This is a genomic window from Stenotrophomonas sp., from assembly GCF_032099025.1.
Classification (GTDB): Bacteria; Pseudomonadota; Gammaproteobacteria; order Xanthomonadales; family Xanthomonadaceae; genus Stenotrophomonas.
Genome location: NZ_DAMCID010000009.1, coordinates 24,203 through 40,096 on the forward strand (window position 1 = coordinate 24,203; position 15,894 = coordinate 40,096).

Sequence of the window (15,894 nt, forward strand, 5' to 3'; positions counted from 1 at the left end):
GTGGCGACCTCTCCTGGATGCGCCAGACCAACGAGGATCCGCAATGAACGCAATGACACTGAGCCCGCAGGGCGTGGAATGGCTCAAACATGTGGAGGGACAGCGGCTGCAGCCGTATGACGACCAGACCGGACGGCCGATCACGGCCTGGGTGCCCGGCGCCACCGTCGGCTATGGGCACCTGATCGGTCGCGGCGAGTGGGACCGGCTGGCGGGCGGCGTGAGCCTGGAACAGGCCGAACAGCTGCTGCGCCAGGACCTGGTGCCGTTCGAGCAGTCCGTCGCGCGCGGCATCACCGCCGCGGTGTCGCAATGCCAGTTCGATGCACTGGTCATCCTCTGCTACAACATCGGCGGCGGCAATTTCGCGCGGTCGTCGGTGGTCAAGATGATCAACAACCCGCGTGCGGTCACCACCTTCGCCAGCCTGGAGGCGGCGTGGATGGCGTGGACGCGTTCGCAGGGCAAGGTCATGAGGGGCCTGGTGAACCGGCGTGCGGCAGAGTGGCGCATGTACAGCACCGGCGCCTACACGCATTGGTAAAACGAACGGCCCGCGCGTCCAGGACGGACGCGCGGGCCGCGGTTGCCGCGTGCTGCCCTAGTGCTTCGCGCGCGCCAGCAGGCAGCCGGGTGCGCACTCGCCGTTGGCCGGATCGATGCGGACGGCGATGCCCTCACCGCGGGCCTGCACCACCAGCCAGCGGCCCACCAGGCGGTCGCAGATCGCGCCGCCATTGCCGGGCAGTACCGCGAACCACGCGCCATCGGCAGCGTTGCCTTCAAAGCGCAGCGGCAGGCGGCAGTTGCGCGGACTGGCGTAGACCAGGCTGCTGCCGGTGTCGCCGGGGTCACGACCGACCAGCTGCACCGCCATGTCCACGTCCGCGCCGTCGCTGGCCTGCACCGTGGTGATCCAGCGGCCTGCCAGCGTGGGGTTCAGCGTATCGGTGGCCAGCCCCTGCCCCACGCTCCACAGCGGCACGGTCACCTCGCGCGCACCGCTGCGCAGCAGCAGGCGGACCGGGGATGCAGCGGTGTCGAGCGTGATCCGCCCGGGGACCCACTGGTTGCAGTAGCGGCCACCGCTGCTGCCGGTGACGTCATAGCGGAGCGGGGCCGCCTCACTGTCGGTGGGGCGCGCCTCCAGCCGGCAGTGGCGCGGCTGGCCGAAGGCGATCTGCACGGTATCGCTGCCGGGCTGCGGCTGCAGGCGTACCGACGACGGACGCGCGTCAACGATGTCGGCACCGGCCCATGGGGTGGGCGTGGCGGCATCGGGGTGGGCCTGGGCCTGCGCCAGCAGCGGCGCGAACAGGGCCAGCAGGCCCCAGCGGGAGGAAACGGGATGGGTGCTCATGGCGTACTCCTGGGTGGAAAGGACACGCACGCCGGCCCTCGGCCGGGCGGACGCTCAGAAATAGCGGGTCATCAGGGCGATGGCCAACGCCACCAGCCACAGGCAGGCCAGCAGGCGCTGCCGGCGACGGCGACGGCGGGCGGCCGCCTGCGCACGGCGGCGGGCCAGCAGCGGCGCCATCCACTCCTGCACCTGGCGGGCATCGTCGCTGGACAGCAGCAGGCGCAGGCGCTCGGGTCGGGCCATGTCATCTCTCCGCGATCGCGTGGGGTTCCACGCTGAAGTGGCGCAGCAGCTGCCCGTCGAGCAGCAGCTCGCCGTGGACCGGCGTGCCGCCACGCAGGCAGATGGTGAGCAGGTGATCGGCCGGCGCCGTGCACGGGCACAGCGCCAGCGTTGGCGGCGCGCCGTCGGGACCGTCGAGTTCTTCCAGGCGGCAGTCGATCTGTACTTCCAGGCAGGTCGCCAGCACCCCGCGCGGGATGACCAGCTCGGCCAGCGGTACCGGGTGCGAGTGCCAGCACCCATCCACCAGCGTGCTTACCGCCAGTGTCTGGCCGCTGCCCAGCCGCGCCTGCAGCCGGGCCAGGTGCGCGCGCGCACCCTGTGTGCGGCCATGCACCAGCGCCGAGGCCAGGGTGTGGATGAGATCGTCAAGCCGGTGGTCGGCCATGGGCCCTGCTCCTGGGAGGCGTGCGCCTGGCCATGTCAGTCGGCCATCCAGACCGGGCGTCGCGGGAAGCCCACGTGGTAGGCCAGCCACTGCAGCACCACCTGGTGCTCACCGATCTGCAGGATGGTGAAACTGCGCTCGATGCCGAGGATGGAGCCCTTCGGCGTGTCGCTCAGGCAACGGTTCAAGAGGTCCTGGGCCTGGGCCAGGTCGGCGTCGGTCAACATCTGGGTCGGGTTGTTGCTGCCGACGACGATGCGCTTCACGTACTTCACGTCATTGAGATCGAACATGCGGGTCTTCCCTGCGCTGGACATGCCGGAACCGCCGCGCCCGAGGGACGCGACGGGTCATTCCGCGGTGGTGCTGGACGCCACCCGTGTACCTGCCGATCAGGCCGGCACCGGCACCGGCGGCCCGATCTTCCGCGGCGCGGCGGCGGTCTGGAGGATGTCCAGCACGCGTGCCAGGCCTTCAGGCATGCCCTTGTCCTCGGCGTGCACGGCCACCGTGTACTTGGCCGAGTTGTCCGAGGTGCGGGTGTTCTCCTTGTGCGAGGCCACCGAACCCTGGATGTTCACCTTCGCCGAGAAGATGCCCCAGCCCACTTTCATTTCCGCCTGCATGCCGGCCGAGTAGTCCTGGCTTTCCTTGGCCGAGAACGACGACTTCACTTCCATCTCGAAGTTGATGTCCACGGTGTAGATGCTCAGGTTGGGCACCTTGACGATGGCCAGCAACGGCACTTCGAGTTCGACTTCTTCCTCGGAGAATGGTTGCGCGGCCTTGGTGGCCGGATCCAGGTTGTCGACCGGACGCTTGAAGCGGAACAACGCGGTGCGCGTACCGCCGACCGCATTCGGATCGGTGTTGGCCGGGTCGGTGGGCGGCAGGAAGCCGACCGAGCGGATGAAGCTGGCGGTGGCCTGGGCCAGTTTGATCTGCGAATCGCAGGCGGCAGTCAGTGGGCCGCCGATGAGGTCGCTCATCGGCAGTCCCTTGAACTGACTGGAGATGTTGACCAGTTCGTTGGACATTGCAGTTCACTCCAGAAGAGAGGTGGACAACACCGGCCGCATCACGCGACCGGGTCGTTGCATGTGCTGCTGGATCACGTTGCTTTGATGGTCTTGAACACCCCCTGGCTCTGCGCCAGGTGGTTCATCAGCCGCGCCGCACCATCGGTCGGCTCGGTTCCTTCCACGCGCAGCTGCACGTGTACGTTGCCCACGCCCTTGCCGCGGCCGGTATCCAGTCCTACATGTCGCGCCGCCGGCCGCGGCGACTCCCAGGCGTCCGTCGCACCCGGCGCAGGTGGGTACGGATCCTCGGCGCCCAGTTCCGCCAGGTCCGCGTTGAAGCTGATCTCCACCTCCCGGATGCGCAGGTTGTTGGTGGAGACCAGCGGCAACAGCGGCGCGCGGTAGAGGTCCTCATCGCCGTCCTCGGCCTGCGGGTGCAGGGAGGGCATGCGGATGGTGACGCTCCTGGGTCGGTTGTCTTCGTCGAAGTAATCGCGCAGGTGGGAAATCTGGTGCATCTCGATGCTGTCCTGGGCCTCGATGACGGCCCCGGCCAGCGCTTCGATCAACGTGTGGAATGACATGGTTCCGCTCATCTCGCCCTCGCTCCGGTTCGTGGATACCTGCGATGCGCGAGAGGCGCAGATCGTTGGTCGTGGTCCACGTGTTCATTGATAGCCGCCGCCCCGTACCGGCGTACGGCGGGGTGTTGCGCGGTGTTATCCGCGCGTTGCACGGGGGGTGCGCGGCGGCGTGATCGCGGCGCACGCACCGCGCATGCTCGAGGGTGGCTCGCCGTAGTGGTGCCGGTAGGCGCGGCTGAAGCCGGACAGGCTGACAAACCCCACCGCATACGCCACCTCCGACACATTGCCCTCGCCTTCGCGCAGCAGGCGCTGCGCCAGCTGCAGGCGCACGGTGCGGATCAGTTCGCCCGGTGGATGGCCAATGCTGGCCACCAGCTTGCGGTGCAGGCTGGTGCGCGACATGTTCAACGCCGACGCCAGCCGGTCCACCGAGAGGTCTTCGTCATCGGCGTGGTGCTCGATCCAGTCGCGTGCGCGTTCGACCAGCCGCGTGGCGGCCGTGCCATGCGGACGGATCCGGGTGCGTGCCAGCAACGCGTCCCATGCCGTGTCCGCATCGACCTCCACGCATCCCTGACAACTGCAATGGCCCATGCGCGAGAGCAGCGCCAGGCTCCATGCAAGCAACCGACCGTCGCCATCGTCTGTGCTTCCCGGTCCTCCCGCCACCTCATGCCGGTGACGGGCGGACAGCTCCAAACCGCGTTCCAGTACGTCCATAGCCGTGCCGCCTCCTTCTGCTGAAATGCCGCGCCGATGCACCCGCTTGCTCCCCGCCGACGCGCGACGGCGTTCAATCCCCGGTGGAGGGCGACAGCGTGGATTCCCCTACGGCGGAAAGGGTGGATAGCGTCGCCGCAGTGCTACGCGTACCGGTGTAACCGGAGCGGTGCGTGCAGATTTGGCGCCGCGTTGCAGATCCTTGTCGGATCGTTGCAGGGCGCTTTCGTATCGGCAGCGTGAGGGTGATACTGGATCGGCTGTGGCGCGCGGTGTACAGCGCCAGCCCATTAAGTGTGATGAATCTCACTCGAGAAGCGAGATGTAGCACACATCATGCCCGATACAGCCGCGTGAGCGGTATCCTGCCGCATGCATTTGCGCATGGGACAAGGTGATCCAAGATGAGTTACGACCTGATGGTGTTCGACCCCGCCGTGGCACCGCGCGACGCCGCCGCGTTCCTGGAGTGGTACGACGCGCAGACCGAATGGAACGAGACGCACGAGTACGACGATCCGGCCGTGTCCGGCCCGGCCCTGCAGGCGTGGTTCAGCGCGATCATCGAGCACTTCCCGCCGTTGAGCGGCCCGCTCGCCGATGACGAGGATGACCGGCCGCAGGTCACCGACTACAGTGTGGGCAACCACGTGATCTATGCGTCCTTCGCCGATGACGTGGCCGAGGAAGCGCATGGCCTGGTGCAGGTGCTCGCCAATACCCACCAGCTGGGCTTCTTCGATGTCAGCGGTGACGGTGCGATCGTCTTCCCCGACGGCACCGTGCTGATTCCCGAGTAAGCCGCAGCCGACGCTAGAACAGCTGGCCCTGCGCAGGGGCCGGCTCTGCGGCTGCGTCCTCCGCGGCCGTATCGGGCGCCACCGCACTGCCGGCCAGGCGCACCGCCAGCCCGGACAACCGGCTGGCATGCCGCGCCAGCGCGGCCTGCAACACATCCGCACTGCCCAGCACATGCAGCGACTGCCGCGCGCGGGTCATGCCGGTGTAGATCAACTCACGCGACAGCACGCGGTTGTCGCGACGCGGCAACTGCAGCCATACCGTATCGAACTCCGAACCCTGGGCCTTGTGCACGGTCATGGCGAACGCACTTTCATGTGCGGGCAAGGCACCGGGGTGGAAGCCGCGTGGTTGATCCGGCGTGTCACCGGCGAACCAGGCCGTGACCGCCCCGTTGCGGTCGGCCAGGCAGATGCCGATGTCGCCGTTGAACAGGCGATGGCGGTAGCTGTTCTCCGTGACCAGCAGCAGCCGGCCATGGAAGTAGCCGGGTGCCATGCCCGGCCGCGGCACGCCGGCCAGCATCGCTTCGATGCGGGCGTTCAGGCCGCGCGCACCCTGCGGGCCCTCGCGCACGGCCGTGAGCAGGCGTACCCGGCCGGCCTCGGCCAGCGCCTGCGCGGGGTCCGACGCCGCGCCCAGCCCACGCCAGTGCGCCAGCAGCGGGTCGCGGTGCTGCTGCAGCGGATCACTCTGGTCTTCATGGAAATGCACACCGGCCAGGCGGCCGCCACGCAGCAGGGCCAGCGCGCTGTCGCCGTCACCGGCCCGCACGGCCTGCGCCAGCGGGGCCAGGTCGAGCGCGTCGGTCTGCCGATAACCGCGCTGCAGCTGCACCCGCCGGCCGGCGAAGGCGCGCGCGGCCGCACGGGGTTGCAGCACCGCAGGCGCCAACAGCGCCTGCAGGGCATGCGCATCGTCGGCCTGGGTGCCCAGGCCATCGCCACTGGCGCGCAGGATCGCACTGAGCACGTCCCCGGCTTCCACCGACGGCAGCTGGTCGGGATCGCCCAGCAGCACCAGCCGGGTGCCAGCGGCCACCGCGTCGACCAGCTTGGTCATCAGCGGCAGGTCGATCATCGAGGCCTCGTCCACCACCACCACGTCGAAGGGCAGCGGGTTGTCGGCGTGGTGGCGGAAGCGGGGTGAATCGGGAATCACCCCGAGCAGGCGATGCAGGGTGGTGCCGGTGCTGGGCATGGCGTCGCACAGTGCCGGGGCGATGCCCAGCAGGCGCAGCCGCTGCACGGCCAGGCGCAGACTCTCGGCCATGCGCTCGGCGGCCCGTCCGGTTGGCGCGGCCAGGGCCACCCGTGGCAGCGGCTGTTCGGCCTGCACCGCCTGCGCCGCGAGCAGCACCAGCAACCGCGCGATGGTGGTGGTCTTGCCGGTGCCCGGCCCGCCGGTCACCAGCACCAGCGGATGGCGCAGGGCGACGGCGGCGGCGCGCGCCTGGTGGTCGATGCCCTCGTGCGCCTGTGGGAACAACTGGGCGAACAAGGCCTGCAGCATCGCCGGATCGGGCTGGGCCAGCGCGTGCGTGGCGATGCGCTGCAGGCCCTCGGCCAGACGGCGCTCGTACTCGCGGTAGCGGCGCAGGTAGAGCAGCCCGTTCTCGAGGACCAGCGGCGCATCGGCGGCCACGTCGGTCACTGCGTCCGGGCACGCCACCCACGGCGAGGCCTGCAGCTGCGCCTGCCAGGCGTCGGCGGGCGGCCACTCGACCGGCATCTCGACCAGGCGCTGGGGCTGGGCCGGGTCCAGTCCGGCATGCCCCTGCGAGACGGCCAGCGAAGCCAGGGCCGCCGCGACCAGCACCGCATCGGGTGTGGCCGGTCGCAGCCGGCGCAGGCTCTGCGCCAGCGCATGGTCGAGGGTACGCAGCGCGCCGCTGCGGTGAAGGGTGGTGAGCAGACTCATGCGTGACCCCATGCCCGCGCGGCCATGCGCGCCTGCGCCGCTTCGCCACCGGCGAACAGCGCATCCAGCGCGTCCACCAGCGCGGGGTCGAAGCGATGCGCGTACACGCCCGGGCTGTCGTCGCGACGCGCATCCAGGCCACGGCAGAACAGGTAGCGGATGCCGCCCATGTCGCGGGTGTAGTCGTAGCCCGGGCCCAGCCGGAAGCGCAGCCAGCGGTGCAGCGCCACGGTGTAGATGAGCGCCTGCAGGTCGTATTCGCTGTGCTGCATGGCGCTGGCCAGCTGCGCCGCGTCGTAGCCGGGCAGGCGGTTGGATTTGTAGTCGAGCACGAACCAGCGATCGCCACGCACGTAGGTCAGATCGATCTTGCCGGTCATCAGCCCCTCGAGCCGGCGGCGGGTGCCGAAGCCACGGCGATCGCGGACCAGACCGTGTGCATGCAGCAGGTCGAGCAGTGCGGGCACCGCGGTGGGCTGCATCGCGAAGTGGAACTCGATTTCAGCACGGCGTGCCGTGGCCGCCAGCGTGTACAGCGCGCCGCCTTCCGGCAACGGCACGGTGAGCGTCTGCCCGACCAGCGCGGTCAGCACCGCCACGCCGTCGTCCAGGTCCTCGTCGGCATAGCCTTCATCGCCCAACGCGGTGCGCAGGACCTGGGCCTGCTCGCCCGGTGCCGGTTGTCCAGCCTGCCAACCGGTCCACTGCGCGAAGTCGGTGTTTTCCAGCGCATCGTGCAGGACGTTGCCGAAGCGGCTGCCCATGAAGCGCGGATCGATCACCGCATCTCCTGCCTGTGCCGCCTGCTCCAGTTCCGCGCCGGGCTCGGTGCCCACCGGCTCATCGGCGGCGGGCGCGGGCACTTCGGTCGCGGCAGCGTCGGTGTCGTGGCCCGCATCGGCGTGGGCCAGCTGGGTAAAGCTGTATACCCACCAGTCGTGCGGGACGCGGCGGGTCAGCGCGCGCACCGGCGGCAGTTCGCCCTCCTGCTCCAGCGCCAGTTGCGCCGGGCGCGGCGCCAGCGGACCGTCGACCACGGCGATGTCGGCATGCGCGCGCAGCGCCTCCAGGTCCAACAGCATCGGGGCCAACCGGGTCTTGGCCAGTCCGGCCAGGTCGCCGGCAGCGATCCACACCGCGTGCTCGGCACGTGTCAGCCCGACATACAGCAGGCGCGCGTCTTCGGCACGCTGCTCCTGCGCGCTGCGCTCGCTGGCCGCGCTCCAGGCCTCGTCCTTGTCGAGTCGCCAATGCAGCTCGCGGCGCCCATTGGCGTACACGGTGCAGTGCGCGTCGCCGCTGCCGCCCCCGCTGTCGATCCCCACGAACGGCAGGAACACCAGCGGATATTCCAGGCCCTTGCTCTTGTGCAGGGTGATGATCTGCACCCGGCGTGCATCCGATTCCAGCCGCAGCAGCTGCTGTTCGTCGTCCTGGTCGGCATGCGCCATCTGCACCTGCAGCCAGTCCAGCAGGCCGTGCATGCCCAGGGTATGCGTGGAGGCCTGTTGCAGCAGCTCGCCCAGCTGCAGGTAATTGGTCAGCCGGCGCTCGCCGTCGAGCAGGCCAAGCAGGCGTTCGGCATGCTCGGCGCACAGGTCGGCGATCACCGCGAACGGCCCGCCGCGCTGCCAGCGCTCGCGCCAGAGCAGCAGGCGCACCTGGAACCCGCGCTGTGCGTCGCCCTCGCGCTCCATCGCATCGATGCCGTGTGCATCCTCGCCAAGCAGCACGGTGGACAGCGCGGCGCGCAGCCGTCCTTCGTCGGCCGGCTGCAGCAGCGCCAGCAGCAGCAGGCGCAGGTCATGCGCCTCGACGGTGGCGTACAGGCTCTGCTTGCCGGCGGCCACGGCCGGAATGCCGACCGCACCCAGCGCCTGCTGGATCCGCGTGGCTTCCCGGTGCGAGCGCACCAGCACGGCGATGTCGCCGGGCTGCACCGGCACGCCACGCAGCAGCGCGCGGCCGTCGCGGGCCTCGGCAAGCACCTGGTGGATCGCGGCCACGCAGGCATCGCTGGCCTGCTGCCGCGACGGGTCCACTTTGAAGGCGCCCCCGTCGGGGTTGTGCAGCACGCGCACGGTCAGGCCGGGAGCGGGCTGGCCATCGCGCAGGAAATCGGCATCCACTCGGGTGTTGCCGGGATGGACCGGTTCGAAGGCGATGTCCGCTTCGAGGAAGGCGGCCTCGCCCGCGTTGGCGTACAGCGCTTCGATGGCGTGAAGGACCGCGGGTCGGGAACGGAAGTTGCGGTCCAGCGCCGGTGCCACGTCCGCCTGCCGCTTGGCCTTCAGATAGGTATGGATGTCACCGCCGCGGAACCCGTAGATGGCCTGCTTGGGGTCGCCGATCAGGAACAGCGCCGGTGCCAGGCCGGCCTCGCGGGTCTGCGCCGAATCGCCGAAGACACGCTGGAAGATGCTCCACTGGCGGTCGTCGGTATCCTGGAATTCATCGACCAGCGCGATCCGGTACTGGGCGCGCAGCTGCTGCACCAGGGCCGCGCGGTGCGGGCCGTCGAGCGCATCGGCCACGCCGTCGATCAGATCGTCGTAGGTCTGCACGCGGCCGATCCGCTTGAGTTCGGCCAGTCGCGCACGGGCTTGTTCGCGCAGCCCGTGCAGGAAGGCGATGGCCTGCGCGCGCTGCCACTCGGCTACCGCATCGGCCGTGGCCAGGTACACCGCCAGCGCATGCTGCACGGGCGACTGCGGGGTCTTGCCGGCATGCGCCTTGTTGGTGCGCGCGGTGAGCGGCTCCACGCCCAGCCGGCGCAACCGCTCCAGCTCCGGCACCAGCGCAGCGGCCGGCGCGTCGCCGGCGGCCCAGCGATGCAGCTGCACGGCAAGCGGCTCCAGCCAGGCCAGCTTGTAACTGTTGCCGTTGAGCACCTTGTTCTCCACGGCGGCGCAGACCTGCCCCAGGAAGGCCTCGCCGTGCTCGCGGTAATCACGGGCGAACTGGCGTGCCGCCGCCTCATGCGCCGGGCGCGGATCATCCGGCTGGCCGCGCGGCACCTCGGGCAGCAGCGGCAGCGGTTTCACCAGCGTGGCGAGGTCGGCGGCCAGCGCCTCGGGGCTGGACCACAGCAGGGTGAGTGCGTCGACCGTTGCGGCGTCGCTGGCATGCACCCGCCACAGGTCGGCGGCCAGCGCGGCCAGCAGTTCGCGTTCGCTTGGCAGCAGGGTGGGCGGATCGAAGGTATGCCCGCTCTCCAGAGCATGTTCGCGCAGCACCCGGGTGCAGAAGCCATGGATGGTGAAGATCGAGGCCAGGTCGATTTCATCGGCGGCGGTCTGCAGCCGGCGGGCGAGGGCCGCGGGCCGTTCAAGGCCACGCGCAAGCTCGCGCTGCAGGATGGCCAGGGTCAGCGTCACCTCGGGGGCGTCGTCGTCGGTTGGCGCGCGCTCGACCAGCCGCGCCGCCAGCGCGAGCCGCTCGCGGATGCGCTTGCGCAGTTCCTGTGTGGCGGCGTCGGTGAAGGTCACCGCCAGGATCTGCCCGATGCGCCAGCCCTTCTCCACCACCAGACGGGTGAACAGCGTGGCCAGGGTGAAGGTCTTGCCGGTGCCGGCGCTGGCCTCGATCAGGCGTACGCCGTCCAGCGGCAGGTCGAGGTACGGGTCTGCGGGCAGGGGAAGGCCGTTCATTGCATGTCTCCTTCCTTGGGGAAGCCCGCGAACACCCGGCCTTCGCGCACCGCGGTGAATACCACGAAGCTGTTGTGCAGGAGCTGCCGGTAGCTGTCGGCGTTGGCGAACGGATCGCGGCCGCGCAGTGCGAGCTGGTAGCCGGCACCACTGGATTCATCCCAGCGTCGGTCGCTGCCATGCCACTGCGCCCAGCCCTCGGTTTCGCGTTTGGCCTCGGCGCTGGTGTACAGCACCCAGCCGGTGGATGGCCCGTACAGCAGCGGCGCGCGCAGCCCTTCGCCGCGCAGCTGCAGCAGACGCCGCAGGACCTGCCGGGCCTGGCCGGGATCCAGCGGCGGCAGCACGTGCGGGCCCAGCCCGTCATCGCCCGCCTCGTGGAACTGCACCAGCGGCAGCCCGTCGCCGGCCGCGCTGGCCAGCAGCCAGTCCAGCCCCTGGCGGATCGCCGCGCGGCCGTTGAGCGGACCGGGGCGCAGCCGCACCAGGCCGTGCGGGTGCACACCGTCTACGCGGCCATGCAGGCGCACGCCATCGATCTCCACCTCATAGCGGCGGCTGTCGGCCACGCTGCCGGCCTGCCAGCCCGCCAGCGCCTGCGCATAGGGCTGGGTCTGCGCCTGCAGGACCTCGAACTGGCGCTCGCCGAGCGCACCGGACGGCAGCAGCGCGCGGGCGCGCAGGCGCGGGTACAGCGGTGCGTCGTCCTCGCCCAGCGTGGCCTCGATCACCGCCTGCTGGAGCAGCAGCTTGTCGCCGCCGCGGGCGGCCATCACCAGCGGTTCGACGTCCTCGGCGCTGTCCAGCTCATCGGGCAGGCGCAGGCCGAGCCGCTGCGAGAGGAACTGGCTGGCCGGATCGGTCAGGAAACGACGCAGCGCATCCAGGCTCAGCTCGGTGTCGGCGGTGACGGTGTCGGGGGCCGGCAGGGGCTGGGCAAACCACGGTGCGAGCGCGCGCCGCGCCGCGCCCATCGAACCGGCGGCCGGGTGCCATTGCTGGCGGTAGCTGAAGCGGCGCGGCTCATCGCCGCCGCCGAACGCCGCCGGAGCAAACGGCTGCAGGGGATGCCGCACCGTCATCTGCCGCGCCACGTCTGCGGGGGACAGGTGGTACTCCGCGGCGGCATCGATCAGCTCGCTGACCAGCACCGACGGTTCGCGCACGCTGCCATCGCGTGGGTCGGCACCGAGGTAGCTCAGGTAGAACACATCCTGCGCCGACGCGAACAGCTGCAGGAACAGGAACCGGTCGTCCTCGCGCAGGGAACGGTCGCCGTGGCGGCGTTTGTCGGTGCCCAGTTCGGCGGTGAGCTGGTTGAGTCCGGCAGCCGGGTCGCGGCGCGGGAAGTCACCATCGTTCAGGCCCAGCACGCAGATCACCCGGAACGGCAGCAGCCGCATCGGCACCATGCGCCCGAAGCTGACGCCGCCGGTCAGCAACGGCGCGCGGGTGTCGGCCTCGGCCAGCACGCCGGCGAAGTGCGCGCGCACGACCTCCGGCGGCACCACGCCGGTGAACGCGGCCTGGGCGGCATCGCGGGCAAATTCATTGATCAGTTTGCGCAGGCGCTCCAACGCGCGCTGGGCGTTGGCCGCCTGCGGCGGCTCGGGCAGCAGCGCATCCAGCAGCGCCAGCAACCGCTGCCGCCAGTGCGCCGGTGCCAGTTGTTCGCCCAGCAGGGTCTGGTAACGGGCCAACACGCGCAGCAGGGCCAGCAGGCGGTCCAGCGCATCCAGCGCACTGCCCTCCAGTTCCGGCCAAGGCGCGACGCCGGCGATCTCGCCGTCGCTGCCGCTGGCATGGCCCAGCAGCAACCGGTCCAGTGCGAACTGCCAGGTGAAGGCATCGTCCACCGGTGCCTGGTGCTGTGCACGGTGCTGGGCGTCCAGTCCCCAGCGCGCGCCTGCCGCCTGCAGCCAAGTGTGCAGGCGGTCGAACGCATCGGCTTCCAGCCCGGCCGCTTCGGCCAGCGGTTCGCTGGCCAGCAGGTCCAGCACCTCGTTCAAGCCGAAGCGCGACACCGGCAGGCCGAGCAGGTGCACGAACACATCGGCCAGCGGTTCGCCGGCCAACGGGCTGGTATCGGCCAGCGCATAGGGAATGTGGTCTTCACCGCCGCTGCGGCCGCCGAACACCGCTTCCAGGTACGGCACGTAGGGGTCGATGTCCGGGGCCAGCACGGCGATGTCGCGCGCCTGCAGCGGCGGATCGAAGCGCGGGTCCTGCAGCAGGCCGCGCAACTGGTCATGCAGGACCTGCAGTTCGCGCAGCCGGGTGTGGCAGGCATGCACCTGCAGGCTGGGGTCGTCGTAGCGCAGCGCGGGACGAAGCGGGCCGGCCGGCTGCGCGCGGCGGTGGAACAGATCGCGCTGCAGGCGGTGCAGCAGGCTGTCGGACAAGCCGCCAGACGCCATGTCCGCTCGCGCGTCATCTTCAGGATCGTCGTAGGCGGCAATCTCGCCGGACGGATGCACCACCTCGTAGCTGCCCAGCACCGCCATGAAGTCGCGCCCCGCCGCTCCCCACGCCTGCAGCAGGCGGTTCTCGCCGGTGGCGTCGCCGAACGGATCGAGCGCGCCGCTGCGCAGCTTTCCGCCCAGTGTCTGCAGGTCACCCCAGTACGACTGGGTCGGCGTGGGCAGGTAGAAATGCAGCGTGCCCACCCGTGCCTGGGTGGCCACCACGCGCAGCACGTCGGGCGACACGTTCAAGGTGGCGAAGGCGAACAGGCGCGGCGGCAGGCCGGCGGGCAGCGGGCGGCCGGCGCCTTCGAACCGCTCCAGATAGGCGTGGATGCGGCGCGCGCGGTAGTGGTGGCCGCTGCCGATGTGTCGCCACAGGATTGCCTGCGGATCGAGCGGGTCGGCCCCGGCCTCCCAACGCAGCAGCCAGTCGCGCCGCCAGGCCTGGTACTTCTCGAACACCGACGCGAGCTCGGCGGCCAGCGCCCACGGTTTGAGCGGATCGGGCTGCGCCAGATAGCCCTGCAGCGCGCGCAGGGGCGCCTGCGCCATCAGCTGCGGGTCGGTCAGCGCCGCGTACAGCTTCCAGTGCAGGGCGGCGGCCGTCAGGTCGTCATGCTCACCCGGTACGTTGGCATTCAACGCGCGGGCGACGAACTCGCCCGGGGTCAGGAACGCCAGGTTGGCCGCGATGCCGTACTCTGCGGCCAGGGTGGACTGCAGCCAGCGCCGCATCGCCACCTGGGGAATCAGCACGACATCCGGCTCCAGGATCGACTGCCCCGCCACCGGCTCGCGCAGCGTCCGGGCCAGCAGGGCGGCCAGTACGTCGAGTGAGTTGGAGTGGTACAGGCGGAAGTCTGAAGCGGGGTCTGTCATCGCGGCAGTGTGCCGCAGCGCGCCCAAAGCAGGTAGAGCGGGGATCCACCGCCGCGCAGCGCCCGGCCTGTGTCGGGGTGGGCGGACGCTGTGTTGCAGGCGTCTGCGACAGGGCGCGCCGAGGCCCCCGCTGCGACATGCGACAATACTGCACGGTCCAGTTCGGTTTTGTTCAGCCGCTCACCACGATCTTACGACTGTTGGAATTTTGTTAATGGCACCCATGACGGCTTCCGAAGCACCGCTGGTCCAGTTGAGCAACGTGCGTATCGATCGCGGCGGTCGGGCGATCCTGCGCGACGTTTCGCTGTCGGTTCCACGCGGCAGCATCACCGCCGTGCTCGGGCCCTCCGGCAGCGGCAAGTCGACGATGCTGGCAGCGCTGACCGGCGAACTGCGCCCGGTGGCCGGTGAGGTCACCCTGTTCGGGCAGCCCATTCCAACCGGCAGCAGCGCATTGCGCGCGATGCGCCGCAGCGTGGGCGTGCTGCTGCAGGGCAACGGCCTGCTCACTGACCTGACCGTGGCCGAGAACGTGGCGCTGCCGCTGCGCACGCATACCAAGCTGCCTGCCGCGGTACTGCGCCGGCTGGTGGACATGAAACTGCACGCGGTGGGCCTGCTGGCCGCGGCCGATGCCTGGCCGCGCGAGCTGTCGGGCGGCATGGCGCGGCGGGTGGCGCTGGCCCGCGCGCTGGCGCTGGACCCGCCGCTGATGATCTACGACGAGCCGCTGACCGGCCTGGACCCGATCGCCAGTGGCGTGATCATGAGCCTGATCCAGCGCCTCAACCACAGCCTGGGGTTGACCAGCATCATCGTCAGCCACCATGTGCACGAGACCCTGCCCATCTGCGACCAGGTGATCGCCATTGCCAATGGCGGCGTGGTGTTCCAGGGCACCCCGGCGGCGCTCGAGTCCAGCCCGGACCCGTTGCTGCGCCAGTTCCTGCACGGGCAGCCGGACGGCCCGATCCCGTTCGATGCCGCGCCCCGCGCGAAGGTGGCCTGATGCCGTTTGTTGAAGCCACCCGCTCGCTCGGTCGCGCCGGCCTGTTCTCGCTGACGGTGCTGCGTGGCTCGTTGCCCACCGCCGACTTCCTGGCCGAGCTGACCCGCGAGATCTACAAGATCGGCGCGCGTTCGCTGCCGATCATCGCCGTGGGCGGCGCGTTTGTCGGCCTGGTGCTGACCCTGCAGGGCTACCGCACGCTGACCACGTTCGGCGCCGCCGATGCGTTGTCCACGCTGCTGGGCCTGTCGCTGTACCGCGAGCTGGCACCGGTGTTGACCGCGCTGCTGTTCATCGGCCGCGCCGGCAGCTCGATCGCCGCCGAACTGGGGCTGATGCGGGCCACCGACCAGATCAAGGCGCTGGAGCTGATGGCGATCGACCCGGTAGCCAAGGTGGTGGCGCCGCGCTTCTGGGCAGCGGTGCTGACCGTGCCGCTGCTGACCGGCATCTTCTGTTCGCTGGCGATCAGCGCCAGCTACTTCGAGGCCGTGCACGTGCTGGGCCTGGACAACGGCGTGTTCTGGTCGGCACTGAGCAACAGCGTGGACTTCTGGGACGACTTCGGCGTGGCGATGCTGAAGTCGGCGATCTTCGGCGGCACGGCTGCCCTGGTCGCTTCGTATGTCGGGTTCCATGCCGAACCGACCATCGAAGGCACCTCGGTGGCCACCACGCGCGCGGTCGTGAATGCCTCGCTGCTGGTGCTGATGTTCAACTTCGTGCTGTCGGCAATGATGTTCCAGTAGGTGTCGACCGTGGGTCGGTACGCATCCCAGTAAAGAATCCCGCCTGGATACCTGTC

The 15,894-nt window shown here is 70.1% G+C and carries 14 protein-coding genes; 4 read left to right on the top strand and 10 right to left on the bottom strand.

Annotation, left to right across the window (positions count from 1 at the left end):
- Positions 1 to 43 precede the first annotated feature (43 nt).
- Positions 44 to 544 (top strand): lysozyme, encoded by a 501-nt coding sequence (locus tag RT456_RS08205; RefSeq protein ID WP_313344961.1) that lies wholly within the window; start codon positions 44 to 46, stop codon positions 542 to 544.
- A gap of 57 nt (positions 545 to 601) precedes the next feature.
- Here the strand turns inward: RT456_RS08205 and RT456_RS08210 are convergent, their stop codons facing one another.
- The 7 genes from RT456_RS08210 to RT456_RS08240 form a co-directional block, all read right to left on the bottom strand.
- Entirely contained in the window at positions 602 to 1,360 is a 759-nt protein-coding gene (locus RT456_RS08210; protein ID WP_313344963.1) for a hypothetical protein, read from the bottom strand.
- A gap of 54 nt (positions 1,361 to 1,414) precedes the next feature.
- Positions 1,415 to 1,606 carry a hypothetical protein gene (locus RT456_RS08215; protein ID WP_313344966.1) on the bottom strand — a complete coding sequence of 64 codons (192 nt, stop codon included), beginning with the start codon at positions 1,604 to 1,606 and terminating at the stop codon, positions 1,415 to 1,417.
- A 1-nt stretch (position 1,607) separates the two neighbouring features.
- Complete coding sequence (locus RT456_RS08220; RefSeq protein WP_313344968.1) at positions 1,608 to 2,033, bottom strand: hypothetical protein; 426 nt, start codon at positions 2,031 to 2,033, stop codon at positions 1,608 to 1,610.
- A gap of 35 nt (positions 2,034 to 2,068) precedes the next feature.
- On the bottom strand, positions 2,069 to 2,326 hold the full coding sequence (locus tag RT456_RS08225) for a hypothetical protein (RefSeq protein WP_313345251.1): 258 nt from the start codon (positions 2,324 to 2,326) through the stop codon (positions 2,069 to 2,071).
- A gap of 99 nt (positions 2,327 to 2,425) precedes the next feature.
- Entirely contained in the window at positions 2,426 to 3,070 is a 645-nt protein-coding gene (locus tag RT456_RS08230) for a DUF2589 domain-containing protein (protein ID WP_313344971.1), read from the bottom strand.
- Positions 3,071 to 3,144: 74 nt separating this feature from the next.
- A complete protein-coding gene (locus RT456_RS08235) occupies positions 3,145 to 3,639 on the bottom strand; it encodes a DUF2589 domain-containing protein (RefSeq protein ID WP_313344973.1) in 495 nt (164 codons plus the stop codon).
- A 135-nt stretch (positions 3,640 to 3,774) separates the two neighbouring features.
- The gene (locus RT456_RS08240) at positions 3,775 to 4,362 is read right to left on the bottom strand and encodes an AraC family transcriptional regulator (protein ID WP_313344976.1); all 588 of its coding nucleotides are present in this window, start codon (positions 4,360 to 4,362) and stop codon (positions 3,775 to 3,777) included.
- A 404-nt stretch (positions 4,363 to 4,766) separates the two neighbouring features.
- On the opposite strand from RT456_RS08240, the gene RT456_RS08245 reads away from it, so the two are divergent.
- A complete protein-coding gene (locus tag RT456_RS08245) occupies positions 4,767 to 5,162 on the top strand; it encodes a hypothetical protein (protein ID WP_313344979.1) in 396 nt (131 codons plus the stop codon).
- A gap of 13 nt (positions 5,163 to 5,175) precedes the next feature.
- Here the strand turns inward: RT456_RS08245 and recD are convergent, their stop codons facing one another.
- The 3 genes from recD to recC are packed head-to-tail and all read right to left on the bottom strand — an operon-like array spanning position 5,176 to position 14,077.
- Positions 5,176 to 7,083, bottom strand: coding sequence for an exodeoxyribonuclease V subunit alpha (gene recD, locus RT456_RS08250; protein WP_313344981.1), 1,908 nt, complete (start codon positions 7,081 to 7,083; stop codon positions 5,176 to 5,178).
- Entirely contained in the window at positions 7,080 to 10,733 is a 3,654-nt protein-coding gene (gene recB / locus RT456_RS08255) for an exodeoxyribonuclease V subunit beta (RefSeq protein ID WP_313344983.1), read from the bottom strand. The genes recD and recB overlap by 4 nt, the downstream gene beginning before the upstream one ends.
- A complete protein-coding gene (gene recC / locus RT456_RS08260; RefSeq protein WP_313344986.1) occupies positions 10,730 to 14,077 on the bottom strand; it encodes an exodeoxyribonuclease V subunit gamma in 3,348 nt (1,115 codons plus the stop codon). The genes recB and recC overlap by 4 nt, the downstream gene beginning before the upstream one ends.
- Before the next feature lie 223 nt (positions 14,078 to 14,300).
- On the opposite strand from recC, the gene RT456_RS08265 reads away from it, so the two are divergent.
- A complete protein-coding gene (locus tag RT456_RS08265; RefSeq protein WP_313344987.1) occupies positions 14,301 to 15,089 on the top strand; it encodes an ATP-binding cassette domain-containing protein in 789 nt (262 codons plus the stop codon).
- Entirely contained in the window at positions 15,089 to 15,838 is a 750-nt protein-coding gene (locus RT456_RS08270) for an MlaE family lipid ABC transporter permease subunit (RefSeq protein WP_313344990.1), read from the top strand. Before RT456_RS08265 ends, RT456_RS08270 begins: the two co-directional genes overlap by 1 nt.
- Positions 15,839 to 15,894: the final 56 nt, after the last annotated feature.